Annotated in this window: 15 protein-coding genes and 2 pseudogenes; 10 read left to right on the forward strand and 7 right to left on the reverse strand. The window is 63.4% G+C overall.

Annotated features, from left to right (window positions below; genetic code table 11):
* The gene (locus tag ACFRAU_RS15030; protein ID WP_378000508.1) at window positions 1–1,611 is read right to left on the reverse strand and encodes a hypothetical protein; all 1,611 of its coding nucleotides are present in this window, start codon (window positions 1,609–1,611) and stop codon (window positions 1–3) included.
* A gap of 296 nt (window positions 1,612–1,907) precedes the next feature.
* Here ACFRAU_RS15030 and ACFRAU_RS15035 point away from each other — a divergent pair, with 296 nt between their 5' ends.
* Together ACFRAU_RS15035 and ACFRAU_RS15040 are read left to right on the forward strand one after the other, a co-directional pair.
* A complete protein-coding gene (locus ACFRAU_RS15035) occupies window positions 1,908–2,192 on the forward strand; it encodes an ArsR/SmtB family transcription factor (RefSeq protein ID WP_378000509.1) in 285 nt (94 codons plus the stop codon).
* Window positions 2,189–2,602 (forward strand): VOC family protein, encoded by a 414-nt coding sequence (locus tag ACFRAU_RS15040; protein ID WP_378000510.1) that lies wholly within the window; start codon window positions 2,189–2,191, stop codon window positions 2,600–2,602. Before ACFRAU_RS15035 ends, ACFRAU_RS15040 begins: the two co-directional genes overlap by 4 nt.
* Before the next feature lie 962 nt (window positions 2,603–3,564).
* On the opposite strand, the gene ACFRAU_RS15045 is transcribed toward ACFRAU_RS15040, so the two are convergent.
* The 3 genes from ACFRAU_RS15045 to ACFRAU_RS15055 are packed head-to-tail and all read right to left on the reverse strand — an operon-like array spanning window position 3,565 to window position 5,232.
* Window positions 3,565–3,897, reverse strand: a complete 333-nt coding sequence (locus ACFRAU_RS15045; protein ID WP_378000511.1) for a DUF6510 family protein — start codon at window positions 3,895–3,897, stop codon at window positions 3,565–3,567.
* Window positions 3,894–4,631 (reverse strand): ferredoxin reductase, encoded by a 738-nt coding sequence (locus ACFRAU_RS15050; protein WP_378000512.1) that lies wholly within the window; start codon window positions 4,629–4,631, stop codon window positions 3,894–3,896. The genes ACFRAU_RS15045 and ACFRAU_RS15050 overlap by 4 nt, the downstream gene beginning before the upstream one ends.
* 10 nt (window positions 4,632–4,641) lie before the next feature.
* Complete coding sequence (locus ACFRAU_RS15055; RefSeq protein WP_377994667.1) at window positions 4,642–5,232, reverse strand: molybdopterin-dependent oxidoreductase; 591 nt, start codon at window positions 5,230–5,232, stop codon at window positions 4,642–4,644.
* Window positions 5,233–5,437: 205 nt separating this feature from the next.
* Between ACFRAU_RS15055 and ACFRAU_RS15060 the strand changes: the two are divergent.
* Window positions 5,438–6,178: pseudogene (locus tag ACFRAU_RS15060) on the forward strand (L-serine ammonia-lyase, iron-sulfur-dependent, subunit alpha); the annotation flags it as partial.
* 186 nt (window positions 6,179–6,364) lie between these two features.
* Here the strand turns inward: ACFRAU_RS15060 and ACFRAU_RS15065 are convergent.
* A complete protein-coding gene (locus ACFRAU_RS15065; protein WP_378000513.1) occupies window positions 6,365–7,897 on the reverse strand; it encodes a PucR family transcriptional regulator in 1,533 nt (510 codons plus the stop codon).
* A 183-nt stretch (window positions 7,898–8,080) separates the two neighbouring features.
* Between ACFRAU_RS15065 and ACFRAU_RS15070 the strand changes: the two genes are divergently transcribed.
* From ACFRAU_RS15070 to ACFRAU_RS15100, 7 genes and pseudogenes are all read left to right on the forward strand, one after another.
* Complete coding sequence (locus ACFRAU_RS15070) at window positions 8,081–9,463, forward strand: MFS transporter (RefSeq protein WP_378000514.1); 1,383 nt, start codon at window positions 8,081–8,083, stop codon at window positions 9,461–9,463.
* Window positions 9,460–10,479, forward strand: coding sequence for an agmatinase (gene speB, locus ACFRAU_RS15075; protein WP_378000515.1), 1,020 nt, complete (start codon window positions 9,460–9,462; stop codon window positions 10,477–10,479). Before ACFRAU_RS15070 ends, speB begins: the two co-directional genes overlap by 4 nt.
* 131 nt (window positions 10,480–10,610) lie before the next feature.
* Window positions 10,611–10,957: pseudogene (locus tag ACFRAU_RS15080) on the forward strand (formyltransferase family protein); the annotation flags it as partial.
* Between the two features lie 228 nt (window positions 10,958–11,185).
* Window positions 11,186–13,342 carry a glycogen debranching N-terminal domain-containing protein gene (locus tag ACFRAU_RS15085; protein WP_378000516.1) on the forward strand — a complete coding sequence of 719 codons (2,157 nt, stop codon included), beginning with the start codon at window positions 11,186–11,188 and terminating at the stop codon, window positions 13,340–13,342.
* Between the two features lie 445 nt (window positions 13,343–13,787).
* Window positions 13,788–14,831 (forward strand): DUF6454 family protein, encoded by a 1,044-nt coding sequence (locus ACFRAU_RS15090; RefSeq protein WP_378000517.1) that lies wholly within the window; start codon window positions 13,788–13,790, stop codon window positions 14,829–14,831.
* Between the two features lie 98 nt (window positions 14,832–14,929).
* On the forward strand, window positions 14,930–16,633 hold the full coding sequence (locus ACFRAU_RS15095; protein ID WP_378000518.1) for a phospholipase C: 1,704 nt from the start codon (window positions 14,930–14,932) through the stop codon (window positions 16,631–16,633).
* Between the two features lie 77 nt (window positions 16,634–16,710).
* Window positions 16,711–17,793: a glycerophosphodiester phosphodiesterase gene (locus ACFRAU_RS15100; RefSeq protein WP_378000519.1), complete on the forward strand. Its 1,083-nt coding sequence runs from the start codon at window positions 16,711–16,713 to the stop codon at window positions 17,791–17,793.
* A gap of 148 nt (window positions 17,794–17,941) precedes the next feature.
* Here ACFRAU_RS15100 and ACFRAU_RS15105 read toward each other — a convergent pair whose 3' ends face one another.
* Together ACFRAU_RS15105 and ACFRAU_RS15110 are read right to left on the reverse strand one after the other, a co-directional pair.
* A complete protein-coding gene (locus ACFRAU_RS15105) occupies window positions 17,942–18,445 on the reverse strand; it encodes a DUF805 domain-containing protein (protein WP_378000520.1) in 504 nt (167 codons plus the stop codon).
* 130 nt (window positions 18,446–18,575) lie between these two features.
* Window positions 18,576–18,800 carry a hypothetical protein gene (locus ACFRAU_RS15110; protein ID WP_378000521.1) on the reverse strand — a complete coding sequence of 75 codons (225 nt, stop codon included), beginning with the start codon at window positions 18,798–18,800 and terminating at the stop codon, window positions 18,576–18,578.
* Between the last annotated feature and the right edge of the window lie 39 nt (window positions 18,801–18,839).

An 18,839-nucleotide genomic window follows, 5' to 3' on the forward strand; every position in this document is an offset into this window, starting at 1 on the left:
TCAATAATGTGGGAAGGTGTCGCCATAGGTCCGCCGCTTGCCGAACCAGTGCCCGTCCCAGTGGCGCACCGCAACCTCGCGCAGATGGTAGTCCGGCTGCACGCCATTGAACTGATCGAGAATTATTATCTGCCCGCGGGCTGCCTCGAGGAACTTTTCTTCGCCGGTCAGCAGGTAGACCTGGAGCAGGATGTCCGCGGCGGGAGCTACGATGCTTTGCTCATAGTTCACCTCACTGGGCGGATAGAGGGTGCCAACTGTGGCGATGGCGTCCGCATGTCTGACGAAGTTTTCACGGGCCGCCGCCAGTTCGCTGGGAAGATCAAGTGCCTCGAGAGCATTCATCAGGGCAGAGATGGGGTGTTCGATGGGATAGAACCGGCCGCCGCCCTCTTCGTAGAATTTTGCGATGATCCGGTAGGCGACGACGACGTCTTCCGGGTTGCCGTCGAGCCGGTGCAGTTCCAGGAAGAATGAGGCATACCAAGGCGCGTTGTAGAGACGCTTGTAGCTGCCGTCACGGCCCATGTCATTAAAGGAGGTTCCGGACTCCTCGTCAATTAGTTCGCGCCGGACATACGCGGCGTATTTGTCGAGGCTTTCGCGCACCAGCAAAGGAACGAGACGGTCAGTCACCTCGATGATCCCGTCCCTCACTGCGCAGAGGTACTGGGCCAACAAGATACCCATGCCCACCCTCTCGCGGCCGCCGTCGTAGTCGTTGACGTGGTTGTAGTACAGGTGGTCTTCCTCGTTGTCGTACGTGAGGAAGGCGCCGCGGAGGTTGTCGATCGATCCGTCGTACTGCTGATGCCTGGCTATGAAGGCACAACGGCGCTCCAGAACGTCATCGAAACGGTCCTTTACCAGAATCCGCGTGTGGACTGTCCGGTCGCCGGCGCGCACCACCATTTCCCGTTCGCCCGGCTCGTTCACGTCGAACTCAACAGTGAAACTGCCATCCGGCTCCCGTTGGGCCGGAACGCCGTTGACCGTCACCAGGGACGGCGAAAAGGATGCTTCGATACGAAGCCGGGCTGTTTCTCCGACGAAGAGGACATACCGGTCCCACTCGGCCCGAACGAAGCGGCTGCGCCGTCCTGCCTGGACAAAAAAGTCCTCTTTGTCCAGGCAGGGAAAAATCGACCACGAAACCCTGGTCTGCTCTCCGGGCTCCAGGACAAGCGGCGATGGATGCATGATGAAGCAGCCACGATCGTTGCTCTCCGCAGTGGCGTCCCGCTCGATGCTGTAAGCCGACGGGCTGCCCTCGGTGAGGATGAGCCCCAGATGGGGAGCCTCGCCACCCATCCGCAGTGCAAGAACGAAACTTGATGAGCCGCCGCAAAAGACGTGGGCGTTGCAGCGCCGGGTTCCTATCGCTTGAGGGTCGTCGTAGCGGTCTTCGAGCGGCAGGGAGATCCCTATGTCATCGACCCTGGTGAAGAACGGGCGGTCGCTAAGGTTCGTGAGGGTTATCTCGGTCCTCAGTTCGTCGCCAACGAACGTCGTGCTCACCTGCGCATCCAGCTCAGGGGCACCACCCGGGTTCTCAAACGGCTCAGGAAGGGACACTTTTGCGTAGGGGTAGTCCGGGCGAAGCCAGTTCATCCGATGGGGATCGTTTGCGAATCGCAGTTCCACGTTGTGTGCTTTCCTTCAGCCTCGGGCAGCCACCCTACATACTGTGAGGCACGGCGTCGAGAGCGGCGACTGGCTTCGACGAGATTCTTTGCGCGGGCCATGGGACGCCCTGACCACGGCGGATCTTTCCCGCCAAAAGCCCTATTCGTTAGGCAGAGCCAGAACTGCCGGGATAAAGCACCGTTCCGACAAAGCACCGTTCGCGGCATCGGTGAGGGCTCGGACCCTTGATATGCAAGCTGCTACTTGCCTAAAGTATGTCCATGGCTGATGTGTTCCGGGCTCTTGACGATGAGACGAGACGCCTTGTTCTCGACGAACTGTCAGTACGTGACGGCCAGACCCTGTTCGAGATTTGTTCCCTGCTCACGATGCGGCATGGTCTAAGCCTTACGCGTCAGGCGGTCTCGCAGCACCTCGGCGTGCTCGAGTCTGCCGGTCTCATCGTGACGGAGCGCCACGGACGTGCCAAGTTCCACTACTTCAACCCCGAGCCACTCGCCCAGGTCACCGATCGATGGCCCACCAGAAAGAGGACCGAACAATGAAAATTGCCCTGACGAGCCTGTTCGTCGACGACCAGCGGGCGGCCCTCGCCTTCTACACCGACGTGCTCGGCTTCACCAAGCGCCATGACATCCCCCTCGGCGATGACTTTTGGCTTACCGTTGTGTCGCCCGAGTCGCCTGACGGTCCCGAGCTGCTGCTGGAACCCTCGGGCCACCCCGCAGTGAAGCCCTATCGGGATGCCCTCGCCGAAGACGGCATTCCCCTCGCGCAATTCGCGGTGGAGGACATCGAGGCCGAGCACGCCCGGCTGACCAGCAGGGGCGTGGTGTTTACCCAGCCGCCGACTGACGTCGGCACCGCTGTCGTGGCAGTCTTCGACGACACCTGCGGCAACCTCATCCAGCTCATAGAAATGAAGCCAGACGAAAACCACCCCGACGCCCGCTAAGAGTTCGGGACCGACCTCCAGTTTGGCTCCCGTCGCTTTTCCACCCGCAGACGAAAGACATCTTCGGTCGTTGCGGAATAACCCCAACCTGATGACCTTCTCCAGCCACTGAACGGCTTCGAGCTCTTCGGTGAAGTACCTGCCCGGGCAGGGAAGCTGCAGTCGGAGGATACGGTGTGCGAGGACCTGTCCGCTGGTGTTCGGCCCAGGATGGCCGAACGGCGGCAGGAACCACCGTGCCGTGATCCTGGATGGCAGCTGGGTGAATATAGGTGGTCCCGGAGACGTCCAGAACAAGCCCGACAGGCTGTCCGCCCGTAAAGGGACGCACTGCACACCGGGCCGCCTCTGCGTCATCCTCGTCGAAGGTCACATCAATGCACCTCTTGAGCCAAAAGCCGTCGACGAGCCCATGACAGCCGAAGCATCGAACTGCCCCAGTCCCTTGAATTGCTGCGATGGGCTGGCGCCACTTACACCAGTGGCGGTCTGGGATAGTGGTCGCATCCCGACACCGTTGCGCCATCGGGTCGGAACGGCGTTCATGCACCACGTCGAACGTTCCCCGCTCTGCGATTCCTCCGAAAACGTCGCCATTTCCAGCGTTGACGTAGGCGAAGCAATCGGCCCGACAGCAAAAAGCCCCGTAACGCCAGCGCACAGGGCAGCGCCAGGCGAAGCAGCCTGGCGGCTATCCGGGACGGAAGAGGGCCCTTCCGTGGGAGCGGCCCCTGGGCCAGCGCTTCGGGGCGCCAGTCAATTTCCCAAACCTGTAGTTGCCGGCGACTACTGAATCAGCCGGGAAGGGCGGCCAGTACCTGCCCCAAGCCAGGCCCGGCGGGAATCGCTCCCCTGCTGACCGAAATCTTAACTCCGAGTTCGATGGAATCACGCGTGTCGGCGTTCCCGAGGGGCGAAGGAGGAGGAGCCGTGACTCGGGCGAGACCAAGAGTTCCTGTTGCCTACTCCTCGCGGTCGATCTCCAGGTAACTGAGGCCGCTCAAATCCAGCCAATACTGGGTTGGGGTTTCCACCAGCCTCAGCAGCACGCCCTTGCAGTCGCGGCAGCGCACCACGATCCCGGGAGCGTCGGTGAAGACCATGGCCTCGCCGAAAGCCCTGACTGAGCCGCAATGCCTGCAGCGCCCGAGCGCAGCGATGATGTCGATCCGGAACACTTCGGACAGGGCCCCGGCCGTGGCGTTCCCGTCCACATGCGCGATCGGGTCATGGGCTGATGCTGCAAGGTCCTGGTCCTCGGAGTCGGGGACAACGAAATCGTCGGCGCCGTTCACCGGATACCTCCCGTCCCGCCAAACCGTTCGGTCTTTATCGACTCCGGCGAGTAGCCCGCCATCACCAGCCAGTCCGCAACGGTCTCCACGAAAACCGTTTGGCCGCACACAAATACGTCCGGATTCTCCTCAGCCGGGAAGATCTTGCCCAAAAGGGCGTCCGCCGTAAGGCGCGCCGGCGCGACCGGCCAGCCCTCCGGCGTCGAACGCGTATAGACGTAGTCAACCATCAGCGTGGCTGATTCCTGTTCCAATTGATACAGCTCGTCGCGGTAAAGCGACGTCTCGGGGGACTTGAGGGAATAGAGCAGCCTGAAAGGCGACACATTGCTGGAAGCCTGATGGGCGCGGATCATCGACATCAGCGGCACCACACCTGACCCTCCCCCGATCAGCTGCACCCGGTTACCGTTGCTGGGCCGCCAGACAAACCAGCCGCCCACCGGCCCGCGGATTTCCATCCGGTCCCCGACGGCCAGGTCCCGGACAAGGTAAGGCGACACTTCGCCGTCGGGCAGCTCGTCGACGGTGATTTCCAGATGCTCATCCGCGCTGGCGGATGCCACCGAGTATGAGCGGATCGCGGTGTACCCGTCGTCGGCGGTGAGGCGGACGTCAATGTGCTGGCCGGCCAGATGTCCCATCAAGCCATCCACGCGCAGCCTAATGGTCCGGGCCGTGGCGTTTTCCAGGGACCCGCCGACCACCTCAGCGACACGCCATACGGTGCTCACGGCACCGGCCTCACGAATACCGCTCCTCGCGCCACGGATTACCGTGAAGATGGTAGCCATTCGATTCCCAGAAACCGGGAACATCTTCCCCTGTCAGTTCCAAACCGTGAATCCATTTAGCGCTTTTCCAGAAATACAAATGTGGTACCAAAAGCCGCGCCGGCCCGCCATGGGCCCGCGCAAGCGGTTCGCCCCCGAACTCCCACACAACCCACGCCTTGCCGCCCAAGAGATCCCACAGAGGAACATTGGTGGTGTAACCGCCGAAGGAATGCGCAGTGGCGAAATCGCTGGCCGTTTCGATGTTTTCAAAGAGCGTGTCCAATGAAACTCCACGCCACACTGTTCCCAGTTTTGACCAACTGGTCACACAGTGAATGTCCTTGGTGATTTCCTCCTGCGGCAAAGCCATGAACTCGCTCCAGGACCAGGAGAGCCGCCGGCCATTCTCCGCGGCGATGAAAAACTCCCATTCGTCAATGGGGACAAGCGGAGCAGGCCCGGCGGTAAGCACGGGAAAGTCCTGAGTCTCATGCTGCCCGGGAGGCAGGGCAGAATTCTCGGACCGCCGTCCACGGAAACCGGAAGAAATGATACCCATGATGCACCTCCGCAGTGGAGCCCCACCCGGCCAACGACCGTTGATGCCCCAACCATAGGCCAACGTCAGGTCGTGGTCTAGGCACCAACGGGACTAAGCCAGGACGCCGAACAAAAACCCGGGCGAGGTTGAAGGGAACAGCTAACCGTGGGCGGGCGATGCGAGGCAAAGCTTCACCCCAATTAGCTAAAACCCGGATTCCTCGGCCCAGAACGAGCTGGACGAGTCCAAGGCCGAACTGCCTCTGCCGTTCAGGACTGCGACGGAACTGCTGGGTCATTGCGCCGCCCGGGGGCCTGTCCATCGGGCAGGTCATGCTGGTCAACGAGCGCGCCTCCCGGTCCGAGGAGGAGATCCGGGCGGGCCTGCTGCACATCTATTCGGTGATGGAGGCCTGACTGGCAACCAGCCTCAAGCGCGAGGGGCTGCTGCCCGGCGGACTGAAGGTCCGCCGTCGTGCTCCCGGCTGGCACGAACGCCTCCTCAAGGAGGACAAGGATCGGGACCCCTAGTACTGGCAGGAATGGGTGAACCTGATCGCCCTGGCGGTCAACGAGGAGAACGCCTCCGGCGGCCGCGTGGTCACCGCACCGACCAACGGCGCCGCCGGGATCATCCCGGTTGTGCTCTACTATGCCCTGAACTTCGCCCCGGTATGGACCAGGCCACGCAGAAAGACCGCGACGACGTCGTGGTCAAGTTCCTGCTCGCCGCCGGTGCCGTCGGGGTGCTCTACAAGGAGCCGGCGTCCATTTCCGGGGCCGAGGTCGGCTGCCAAGGCGAGGTGGGCTCGGCGTCCTCCATGGCCGCAGCGGGCCTGGGCAGAGTCGTGGGCGGCACCCCGGCGCAGGTGGAGAACGCCGCCAAAATCACCATGGAACACAACGTCGGCCTGATCTGCGATCCGATCGGCGGGCTGGTCCAGGGCCCCTGCATCGAACGCAACACGCCGATTCGCCGGATGCCCAGGGTGTGTTGCGCAACAAGCGTAACCGGCGGCAACGACGGGGCCGGCTTCGGCTGGAGACCTGGGCTGTGTCGGTCACTTGCGCCGGAGCCTTGGCTGGCGCTATTTACGTCGCCGTGCAGTACGGGGCATGCTAGCCCCTCTTCCCGAGAGTGCGGACCCTGCTTAGCCCTTTGGTCGGCTATGTCCGGGCGGCGAAGGGGTCTGCGTTTGCATGGCCTCGTGGATCTGCAGGGCGAACCATAGCTGCGCCAGGGTGGATGTTTCGGTCATGTCCAGGCCGGTCAGCTCGCTGATCTTCCGCATCCGGTAGATGATTGTCTGCCGGTGGGTAAAGAGGGCCGCCGCGGTCTTCTGCGACGACCTCTGGGTGTCTAGGAAGGTTTTCAGTGTGACGATGAGGTCCCCGTGCTCTCCCTGTTGGTACTCGAAAATCGGGCCCAGGAACCTCTGAACGAGCGCGTTGCCTTCCTCGAAGCTGGTGAGCCCCATCCAGGAGGGGCCTTCGGCGTAGCTGACCAGCCTCTCGCCGGTGCCGGCTGCTGTCCCGAGGGCCCACAGTGATTCCTGCAGGGCTCGCTGGATTCCGGCGGCAGTTGACGGTCTGCTGATCCCGATTCTGACACCCGACCCGACGGAGTGCATCAAAAGATCATCGGTCAGGTCGGCGGAGACAGCCAGATGAAGGGTGTTGAAACGGCGGAAGCACGCCGTGGGATAGCCGTGACGCCACAGCTCGACGTGGATGTTTGCCAGCCTTTCCCCGTCGTCTGCAGAAATCGAAACAAGAAGGAATTCACGGGCGGGAACCTCAAAATCGGCAAGGCGGCTTTCGACGTCCGCTATCCCGAGGCGTCCCTCGATGGCCTGCAGGAGGAATTCTGCCCCCAGCCGCCGCTGGTTTTCCAATGCCAGAACGGTGCGTGACAGTTCCAGTCCCAGAACCGTGGCTGCATGCAGCAGGACGACGGGGTCCGGGTGGGGTATTGCGTTCGGCCGCACGACCAGCAGGGCGTTAGGGTGCGTCGGAATGTCCATCAACAGGACGTGCCTGTCCCGGAGGTAATGCCATTGAAACTTCTTGCTCATGGTGGGTGTCTGGCCACTCAGCTGTGCCAGGTCTTTGTTAAGCGATCCGGGCAATCGTTGGCCGCCCGGATACCACGGATGGAGGCACCCCCGGACCATAACAAAGAGTTGCGAGTCGAGCTCACTTGCAAGTCCCTGAAGCAGGCTCTGCGAATGGTCTTCCGACGTGCCCGCAATGCGAAGCAGATCGTAGATGCGGGCCGTCTGGCGCAACCGACGGGATTCCTCGAGCAGCGATGCCTCGGCCACAGAGCGGGCAATAGCAATGAAGGGCAGCGGATAGGGGACGTTGATCACGGGCAGTGGAAGCCGGTCGCAGGCCTCAAGAAACGCCGGCAAAAGATCGGGGGCGTGCATCTTCTCGCCGATGGCCAGGGCACTGGCGCCTGCTTTCACGAGCGCCTCGGCGAGCTCAACCTGTCCTTGGTCGTTGGCCGGGATAGACAGGCCGTTGGTCATCATCAGCTCGCCGCCGGTGACCCATTCCCACAACCTTGGCAAGTCAGACGTGTGGGCCCAGGTGATGCGGTTGGCCGTGCCGTCAGCACCCGCCAAAAGAGTCAGTCCGAGCTGCGGTTCGGCCAGCAATTCGGCCACGGTGATCGCCATGCGGAGCCCTTCCTGTTCACGAATCCGAAGGGCGAGGGCGCCCCACAGCCGCTTATACACATGTATAGGCGCTTCCGTTATTTGTAGTCAATCTGCGGGTGTACGCGGTGACGCTGGTCACGAAGAATTAAGTCACTGAAACTTCCCCGCTCAATGATGAGCATTCACGAGAGAGGGTTTGCAATGAGCGCAACGAGCAATCTCATTGATGATGCCCCGCTGACCAAATTCCACAAAAAGCTGACGTTCTTCGCTTCGGGCGGGCCGTTCATCGACGGTTACGCACTGTCAATCATCGGCATTGCCCTGATCACCATGGTTCCCGGTCTGCACATGAACCCGGCCGAAATCGGCATGGTGGGCGCGGCCAGTCTGGTGGGTATCTTCTTCGGTGGTGGCGTCTTCGGGTGGCTCACCGACAAGATCGGCCGCCACAAGATGTACATTGCCGACCTCATGGCCTTGGCGGTGTTCTCCGTGCTGAACGGCTTCGCCACCGAGATCTGGCAGGTAGTTCTCTGCCGGTTCTTCCTGGGGATGGCCATCGGCGCCGACTACCCCATCGCCACGTCGCTGCTTGCGGAGTTCCTTCCCAAGAAGCACCGCGGCCGCCTCCTCGGTGCCACGTTCGTGGTCTGGGCCATCGGCGCTGCCGTTGCCTACGCCGTCGGCTACCTCCTGCGTGACGTGGGGCCCGACGCCTGGCGGGTCATGGTTGCCAGCCCGGCGATCTTCGCCATCATCACCCTGCTGTTCCGGCTCGGCACGCCCGAGTCCCCGCGCTGGCTGCTCTCCCGCGGCCGCCGGGACGAGGCAGACGCGGTCATCAAGAAGGTCTACGGGCAGCAGTACGGCCTGGCCGATATCGCTTCCGACAGTGAAGGCCCGGCCAAGCAGGTCAAGTTCCTGGACATTTTCCGGGGCCAATTCTGGAAGCGAACCCTGTTCGTCTCCATCTTCTGGACCGCCCAGGTCATCCCGCTCTTCGCCGTGTACACCTTCGCCCCTGACCTCCTCGGATCCATGGGCATGACCGGTGACGCGAACCTTTACGGCGGATCGTTCCTGATCTCCATGCTGTTCGTCGTCGGCGGTGTCCCCGGGTTGTGGCTCGTCGAGAAGATCGGTCGCCGCAAGCTGCTCCTGTGGAGCTTCGGCATCATCGTGGTGGCCCTCGCCATCCCGGCCTTCATCCCCAACGTCCAGGCTGCCCCGCTCTTCATCGCGTTGGCCATCTTTGCGCTGGCCTCGGGCGCCTCAAGCTTCCTCGAGGTCGTCTACCCCAACGAACTGTTCCCCACGGAAGTCCGTGCCACGGCTGTGGGCTTCGGCACCGCCATCAGCCGGGTCGGCTCCGCAGCCAATACCTACCTGATGCCGGTCGCCATCCTCAGTTTCGGCGCCGCCGGCTCGCTGCTCATCGGCGCCGTCATCTCCCTGGCGGGCCTGCTGGCGACGTTCCTGCTCGCGCCGGAAACCGCCAACAGGTCCCTCGCGGAACTCACCACTGAAAAGACGCCGGCATCGCCTATAAACAGCAAAGCAACTGAAGGATCCCTCTCATGACCACGCATAAGCCCATCGGCCCCGTCGACGCAACGAAGGTTCCCCGCTATGCGGGCCTGGGCACCTTCGCCCGGCTGCCCCAAATCGACCGGGTCCCGGACTACGACATCGCCATCGTCGGTGTACCGTTCGACGGCGGAACCTCGTTCCGGCCCGGCGCACGGTTCGGTCCTGCCGCCGTCCGTGAAGCGTCCCGGCTGCTGCGTCCCGGATACCACCCGGAGCTGGACGTTGAGCCCGTGTACGAAGTCCAGGTCGTGGACGCTGGCGACATCGCCTGCACCCCCTACGACATCACCCGGGCAGTCCGCGAAATCGAAGAGCAGGCGCTGCCGCTGCTCCAGGGCCCCGCGGACTGCGATGGTGAAGGCAAGCGCCTCATCTCCATCGGGGGTGACCACACCATCGCCCTGCCCATGTTGCGGGCACTGAACAAGGTTCACGGCCCGGTTGCCCTGCTCCACTTCGACGCACACCTGGATACCTGGGACACCTACTTCGACCAGCCGATCACGCATGGAACCATTTTCCGCCGGGCATTTGAGGAAGGCCTCCTCGTTGAAGACTCCTCGATGCACGTGGGCATCCGCGGACCGGTCTACGACCGTGACGATTTCCTCCGCGACCACGAGTTCGGTTTCCAGATCATCCGCTGCTCGGACCTGGACGTCATCGGCGTTCCGGCCGCGATCCAGCAAGTCAAGGACCGCCTCGGCGACACCCCTGTTTATGTCTCCATCGACATCGACGTTCTGGACCCGTCCTACGCGCCAGGCACCGGTACTCCGGAGATGGGCGGGCTCCACTCCCGCGAACTGCTGGCGCTGCTGCGCGGTCTGAACGGCATCAACATCGTTGGCGCCGACGTCGTCGAGGTCGCTCCGGCCTACGATCACGCGGACATCACCACCGTTGCCGCGGCGACGCTGGTCTTCGACCTTCTCGGCCTGATGGTGAACCGCAGCAAGGGCGCCTCCGTCTCCGGTTCGGAAGACCTGGAGACGGCGGCCATCTGACCTGCCGCGCCTTCCCACCGCTCGCTGGCTCGCGGTTGGATCCTCTGCGCTGACTAGCGTCCCCTGCGGGCCCGGCGGACCATCGCCGGGCGCGCAGCGGTATCCGGAGCCCCTACGTGCTGACCTTGGACTGGCAGTTGGAACCGCACGGCCGCAAACTCCGGATCCTGATCATGGTGTCCAAGTTCGGGCAATGCCTCAACGACCTGCTATTCCGTGCGCGCACTGGGGATATCCCGATTGAGGCCTACGATCGGCGCGTGAAAATCGTGGGCGCCACGGCCGACTACGTCAATGCCGAACTCGATGCAGGCCCGATCACCTCGCAGCAGCTCATCGCCGTTGACCACACCTACACCGCCGAGTACCTGGTGGCGGTCGGCAGGGAGGCCGAATGCGCCGCACTACGCAACGCCGTCCGATGGCACTGCGAAGGAAGGTCCTTCTCCAAAACAACCGGACCGTGATTCCGCGCTAGTGCGCTCTCGTAATGTGTTGTCCGCTCGCTCAGACAGAAATCCGGCGGCTGCGCCGTGTCCGTAGTTTCAGCACAGGCTTGGGTGACGCACGGAGTCGGGGAGAGCATGGATGTGCCGCAGCTGTGGCATCGGAGGGCGGGCAAGAGTAGCGTCGCTTGAAGAATCGGCGGCGACACCATCACTTGAACCGCCAACGCGTGCTGGAGGCAGCTCTTGAGGGAGCCGGAATGGCTGGATGGAATGCTGATACGGCGGCCGGACCTCTTGGTCCCGGGTCGGTTACTTTGGTCGAAGGATCATCTTTCTGCATCTCCTTGCCCAACGGGGACATCCATCAGGACTATCCCCATGGTCTTTTTGTCCAGGACACCCGCATCCTCTCCGGCTGGATGCTGACCATTAACGGCCAGTCGCTCGAACCCTTGGCCGCGGAGACTAAGGAGCCGTACCGGGCGTTGTTTGCCGGTCGAGTTGCTCGCTCGGACGGATATGCGGATAGCCCTTTGATCGTGGAGCGGCTGCGGGAAGTGGGGGCTGGCCTCGAGGAGAAGGTCACCGTCCGCAACTGCTCTCCCCAACCTGCCGAATGCGTGATCTCTCTGAGGGTGGAGTCCGATTTCGCAGATCTTTTTGAAGTGAAGGAAGCGCGGATCCATCGACACTGGGACGAAACCCGCAAGGTGGAGGCCAACGGCCTGACCATCAGCGGTGTGTGGCAGGCTATCCGGAAGGGTGTTCGCTTCGAGGCCCCTGGCGCAGTTGTCGCGTCCGAGACCTTCACATACCAGGCGTTCATCGCGCCGCGCGGCGCCTGGAGCACGATCATCACCGTCAGGCCTGTCGTTGACGGCCCGGGCTCAGCGGCCTCGTTGGTCCATGCCGAGGGAGACGAATTGTCCCCTCGTGATCGGCGTCGGCAGGAATGGGTGGCCAAAATTCCGGTTTTGCGCATGGGAAACCGCTCCATCGAGCGAACGTTGCGGCGCAGCTACGACGATCTCGGCGCCCTGCGCATCGAAGACCCGAACCATCCGGAGAGGGTAGTCGTGGCCGCTGGCGCGCCCTGGTTTATGACGCTGTTTGGCCGGGATTCGCTGTGGGCGTCGGAAATGGCACTGCCGGTTGACCCCTCCCTCGCACTCGGCACATTGCAGACCTTGGCCGACCGGCAGGGACGTGTGGTGGATCCGATGAGCGAGGAGGAGCCGGGCAAGATCCTGCATGAGGTGAGGCTCGATGTCTCAAGCGCACTGGCTCTGGGTGGAAAAACCACTTACTACGGCAGTGTTGACGCGACCCCCCTTTTCGTCGATGTGCTTGGAGCTGTTAGCCGCTGGGGTTTCGCTAAGGAGACCATCGCAAAGATGCTGCCCCATGCCGATAGGGCATTGGACTGGATCCGGGATTACGGAGACAAGGACGGCGACGGCTTCGTCGAGTATGAACGCCTCAACGATCAGGGGCTGATCAACCAGGGCTGGAAGGACTCATGGGACGGTGTCAATTTCGCCGACGGTCGACTGGCTGAACCTCCCATTGCGCTCTGCGAGGTGCAGGCCTATGTCTATGCCGCGTTTACAGCTCGGGCTTGGATGGCGTACGACACCGGAGACGTTTCCCTTGCAGACGAACTCGCGGATCGGGCGGCAAAGTTGAAGAAACAGTTCAATGAGCAGTTCTGGATGCCAGAACGCGGCTATTACGCCATTGCCTTGGACGGTATGAAGCGGCATGTCGATGCGTGCGCCTCCAATATGGGGCATGGCCTATTGTTCGGCATCATCGATAAGGACAAGGCACCGCTGGTGGTGGAACGGTTAATGTCTCCGGAAATGTTCAGTGGGTGGGGGGTGCGGACCCTGGCCAGCGACATGGGTGCTTACAATCCGGCGAGCTACCACAACGGCTCGGTCTGGCCACACGACAATGCGATTATCCAGGCAGGGCTGATGCGCTATGGCTTCGTGGCGGAGGCGCAGCGGATCTCTACGGCCCTGCTGGAGGCGGCCGAGTATTCGGGCGGCAGGTTGCCGGAACTCTTTTGCGGCTTCGGTCGGGACCAATTCTCCGAGCCCGTGCCCTATCCAACCGCTTGCTCCCCGCAGGCCTGGGCAGCAACCACCCCGATCATGTTGGTGACGAGCCTCATGCGGTATGACGCCCACATTTCCCGTGGTGGACTTTGGATGGATCCTGCCCTCCCGGATTCGTACGGCGACGTGCACATCACGAACGCGCCTTTGGGCCGCGGTCGGATTACCGTCGACATTGCCAACTCCGTCCCATCTGCCCAAGGCCTGCCCGAAGGGCTGGCCTTCCACCGCGGTCATCGGCCATGGATTACAGAACTGGTGGAGGAAGCCGACCAGCGTCGGAAGACATAGCGGCAGACGGCACAGTGGTAAGTCCTTGTCCGTTCCCAGATTTGACGCAGACGGCAAAACGGTGAGCGATGATGCGCCCATTCGCTGGCGCTGGCCCTCAAGGTCGTGGGTGGTCCTGAACCAGGTTGACATAGTCAACTGGATTGCTGGGTCGTGTGTTTATTGTTTGGTCGATTCACGACTGCCTGGTCTCGACTGTACCCTTGGGTTCGGTCGCTGCCGGCGCCTCATTTACCGGCCGGGCCTGGAGGTGTGGACTCCTGCAGTCCGGCCCGCGCATGGAGGACGTCGCCGATGAACCGTGCCGCAATTTATCGATGGCTGGACACTACCAGACCCGTCGGGGCACGGTAGGCAGCAGTTCACCCACCAGCCATGTCCGGTTAATTACTCATCAGTAACGTGGCGAGCTCTTGATAAGACCCATCTTTGAGAGGCTCCCCCAATGAGCACGACCCGTACACGCGGCATCCTCACGGCCGCCGCGGCCATCATCCTGTCCGCATCCGCGATCGGCGGCACCGCCGTCGCCCAGGCCGCCGGCAACCAAGACGCAGCCAGCATTGGCCAGCCGCAGGCCGGCACCGCCGGCCCCGGCGACCACCACGTAACCGACACGGCCCTGGCGGACGCTTTCGACGGCGTCGACCGGAACACGAACTGGACCCGGACGTCCAAGCTGAAACTGAACTTCCCCACGTACCACACGGAGGGGATCGCCTACAGCCGGGACCACATCTTCCTCTCGGCCGTCCAGATCACCGAACCGACCAGGAAGTTCGCCGCCCCGCAGGACGGATTCGACCGCACCCCGGGCAAGGGCATCGGCCACCTGTTCGTCATGGACAAGGCTGGCAACCTGCAAAAGGACATCGTCCTGGGAGAGGGCGACATGTACCACCCGGGCGGCATCGACTTCGACGGCACCAACGTCTGGGTGCCCGTCGCCCAGTACCGGCCCGACAGCAGCGCCATCATCTACCGCGTGGACGCGAAAACCCTGACAGTGCACAAGCAGTTCGAAGTGAAAGACCACTTCGGCGGCATCGTGATGGACAAGCAGACCGGCCACCTGGTGGGCAACACCTGGGGCTCGCGGCGGTTCGCGGAATGGGACCTGAACGGCAGGCAGCTGTCCACCTGGCAGAACCCGGACTTCTTCGTCGACTACCAGGACTGCCAGTACGTGCCCAACTCCAAGATGCTCTGCGCCGGCGTCACCAACCTCCCGCAGACCCCTGCGGCCGGCGGCACAGCGGCAACTTATGAGCTCGGCGGCATGGCAATGATCGATCTCAAATCCCGCAACGTGGTCCGCGATGTGCCGTTCCAGCAGTGGTCCACCGCCGGGCACGTGGCCACCCGCAACCCGTTCAAGATGACCGCTGCCGGCAACCACCTCACCATGACGGTGGCCCCGGACAACGGTGAGGAAGGCAACGGCACCGAGATCCTCACCTACGAAGCCGACGTCACCCCGGCCAAGTAGGCCCCACTCACCGGACGCCCAACCTCACCGGACACCGTTGTCACGTACGACGGCGGTCCACCGGTTCTCCTCCCCCATCAGGAACGATTGGATTCCCCATGCCTTATCCAGCACCACGATTCACCCGAAAAAGCATTGCCGGCGCCACCGGCGCCGCAGCACTAGCAGTCTCAGCCCTCACCGCCGGACTGGCCGGCTTCGGCGCAAGCCCGGCCACCGCCGTCGAGCCTCACCGGGACACGGCGACGCCGATCAGGCACGTGGTGGTGATCTTCCAGGAGAATGTCTCCTTCGACCACTACTTCGCCACCTACCCCAAGGCGGCCAACCCCGCCGGCGAAACCCAGCAGGGCAGCGGCACCCGTGCAGCCGCCTTCACCGCCGCGAAAGACACGCCGAAGGACATCAACACCCTGGCCAACGCGGGCCTGCTCGCGCCGAACAATCCCAACTCTGTCCAGCCGGAGCGGCTCTCGCCCATGCAGGCCGTCACCTGCGACCAGGACCACGGGTACTCCTCCGAGCAGAAGGCCTACAACGGCGGCGCGATGGACAAGTTCGTCCAGTTCACAAGCCGCGACGCCTGCGGCACCAACCAGTACGGGCGGCCGGGCCTGACCATGGATTACTACGACGGCAACACCGTCACCGGCATCTGGAACTACGCCCAGAACTACGCCATGAGCGACAACCACTTCAGCACCGTCTTCGGCCCCTCCACCCCCGGCGCGCTGAACCTCATCTCCGGCCAGACCCACGGGGCCACCGAATACACCGCCACCGGACAGCCCGCGGCTACGCCGGCGTCCGGAAGCAGCGCCGTCCGCCAGCCCGATGCGAACGGCGTGGGCACCGTCATCAACGACCCCGACCCGGTATACGACGACTGCTCCAACAGCAGCCACGCCAAAACAGGCAACCTCGCCGGGATGACGGGCAAAAACATCGGCGACCTGCTCAACACCAAGGGAGTGTCCTGGGGCTGGTTCCAGGGCGGCTTCACCCCGACCACAGCGGCAACGGCGGCCAGCCCGGCGTCGTGCCTGTCCAGCCACACCAACGCCGCCGGCGCCAGCGTTGTTGACTACTCCCCCCACCACCAGCCGTTCCAGTACTACGCCTCCACCGCCAACCCGCACCACCTGGCCCCGGCATCGGACGCCGAAATCGGCCACAACGGCCAGGCGAACCACCAGTACGACCTCACCGCGTTCAACAAAGTGGTGGACACCGGCAACCTCCCCGCCGTGTCCTTCCTGAAGGCCGGATCGTTCCAGGACGGCCACGCCGCCTACTCCGACCCGGTGGACGAACAGAACTTCGTCACCAGCACCGTGAACCGGATCCAGAACTCCCCGAACTGGGACAACACCGCCGTCGTGCTGGCCTACGACGACTCGGACGGCTGGTACGACCACGTCGCCGCCCAGGTGAAGAACTCCTCCAACTTCGCCGACGACGCCGCATGGTGCCAGAGTGCCGCGGCCAGCGGCGTCCCGATGGCCGGCGGCTACGCTGACCGCTGCGGCCCCGGCCCGCGCCAGCCCCTGGTAGTCATCTCCCCCTACGCGAAGAAGAACTTCGTGGACCACACCGAAACCGACCAGGCCTCCATCCTTCGCTTCATCGAAGACAACTGGCACACCGGCCGGATCGGCGACTCCTCCGCCGACGCTGCGGCCGGCTCGATGAATGCCATGTTCAACTTCCACCACCAGCGCAACGACAAGGTCCTGCTCAACGAACAGACCGGCGCCGTCGCATCCGACACCCGAACCGCAAACGGCAACACCGGAAAGTAAGTACCAGACTCCATTCACCCGCCGCCGGGGCAAAACCCTTCCCCGGCGCCCATCCCCATCACCATTGGAGAACCACCATGAAGTACACCAAGCTGGTCACCGCGGCGGCCCTCACCGCCGGTCTGGCACTGGGAACAACCCTCCCGGCCCAGGCAGCCGACACCAACCCCAACGGCACCGACAACCACTTCGACCTTCAGGCACACCGCGGCGGGATCGGCCTCACCGTCGAATCCACCCTCGCCTCCTTTGCTAAAGGGCTCGAGGTGGGCGTGAGCACCCTTGAACTCGATCTGCAGATCACCAAGGACGGCCGGGAAGTCATTACCCACGACCGGAAGATTAGCGGACAGAAGTGCCAGGACACGGCCCCCGTCACGCCGGGCGACCCGCAGTTCCCCTATGTCGGGAAGTACATCAAAGACCTCACCTTCGCCCAGGTCCGCAGCCTCGACTGCGGCTCCCAGACCCTGACCAGCTTCCCCGGCCAGCAGGCCTCACCCGGCGCGAAGATGCCCACCCTCGCCGAGGTCTTCGACCTGACCAAGCGCTACCGCGCCTCCCAGGTCAGGTTCAACATCGAAACCAAGGTCGAGGCGGGCGCGCCAGAGCAGACGGCACCGCGGGAGCAATTCGTCGACGTCGCCCTGCGCGAAATCAAAGCCGCCGACATGCAGCACCGCGTCTCCATCGAGAGCTTCGACTGGGGCGCGTTGCGGCTGGTGAAGGAACGTGAACCGGGAATCCGCACCGTCGCCCTGACCAATAAGGACTTCCTGCAGGCCGGCCAGCCCGGCGCCTCACCGTGGCTGGGCGGGATCGACGCCGACGACTTCGGCGGTGACCTCGTGGACGCGGCCGCTTCCCTCGGCTTTGACGCCATCTCCCCGGTCCACGGCACACCCCAAAACGGGAAAGTCACCGAGCCCGGTTACGTGCCCTACGTGACCGCAGACATGGTGACCCGCGCCCATGCCAAGGGCATGCAGGTCATCCCGTGGACGGTCGATGACAAGCCCACCATGCGTGCCCTGATGGACACTGGAGTCGACGGCCTCATCACCGACTACCCGAACCTGCTCCGTGACGTCATGGCAGAACGGTCCCTGAATCTGCCGAAGCAATACACCCTCGAGCCTGGCGCGTCCGCACTCGGCTGACCCACCAGATCCAGCAACCAAGGCCCCTGCTCCGGACTCCCGGAGCAGGGGCCCTGGTCAATCTATCCCGGGATGGTGAAAAAACTCTTCGGGTCGTCAGCGCCGAGCAGTGACAGCGGGGCCATCTGGCTACTAGATTGCCCCGTGGTCAGTAACCTGTGGGTTGGTCGAAGCGCTGACCAGCCGGGTCGGGGCCGAGGAGCGCGAACACCAGCAGGATGATGGGGCCTGCGAACGGGATGAGGCCGAGCAGGGCCATCCAGCCGCTCTTGTTGCTGTCGTGCAGGCGCCGCACCGTCAGCGCGATGGACGGGACGATGGTGGCCAGGCCCCAGATGACGAGCAGGATCATCCCGAACGTGGCACCCGGGCCGAGCTGCGGGCTGCTGCTCAGGCCCGAGGACGACGAGGCGGCCGTGCCGACACTAATGGCGATGTTCAGGACGAAGCTGACGATGATGGATACCAGCGCCCACCACCAGTATTCGCTGCGGCTGGCGCGGCCCGAGAACGTGGCGTACTTCTTGAAGAACCGCTTCACGGCCGCCGGGAACGGCGCGCCATAGTACGGTGCCCAGAGCGGCGGCTCGCCCTGCCAGGCCTGGTGCTGCGATGGGTAGGGCTGCTGGGACGGGTATTGCGGATAGCTCAAGGTTTCCCCCAATGTCAGAGTGATGAGACGTGCTCATCGTACGGTGCCCCGTGGACGAAAAGCCTGGTCAGCCCGCAAATTGACGCCGAATTTCCCCCTCACACGACAGCGGGGGCGATGTACCGCATCGCTACCGGCAGCGGCGGTTTCCCCGGTCCGCCAGACCGCCAATTACTCCGGCCAACGCCCCCGGAAGGGCAACAACGGCAACGAGGTGGCATGCCAGGCCGTACGGCATCAGCAGGGAGATGCCACCAACCAGGATGGCAGGTGCTGTATCTTCTTCGCTGCCGCCCGGCGTCCGGTAGACGCCGTCGAGGGCAACAGCTGGCGATGAAGATTCCCACGCGCCCATTCAGGAACAGGGCCTAGTCGCTAGTCGCTGTCCATGACC

Source organism: Arthrobacter sp. NPDC056691 (assembly GCF_042791415.1).
Taxonomy (GTDB): domain Bacteria; phylum Actinomycetota; class Actinomycetes; order Actinomycetales; family Micrococcaceae; genus Arthrobacter.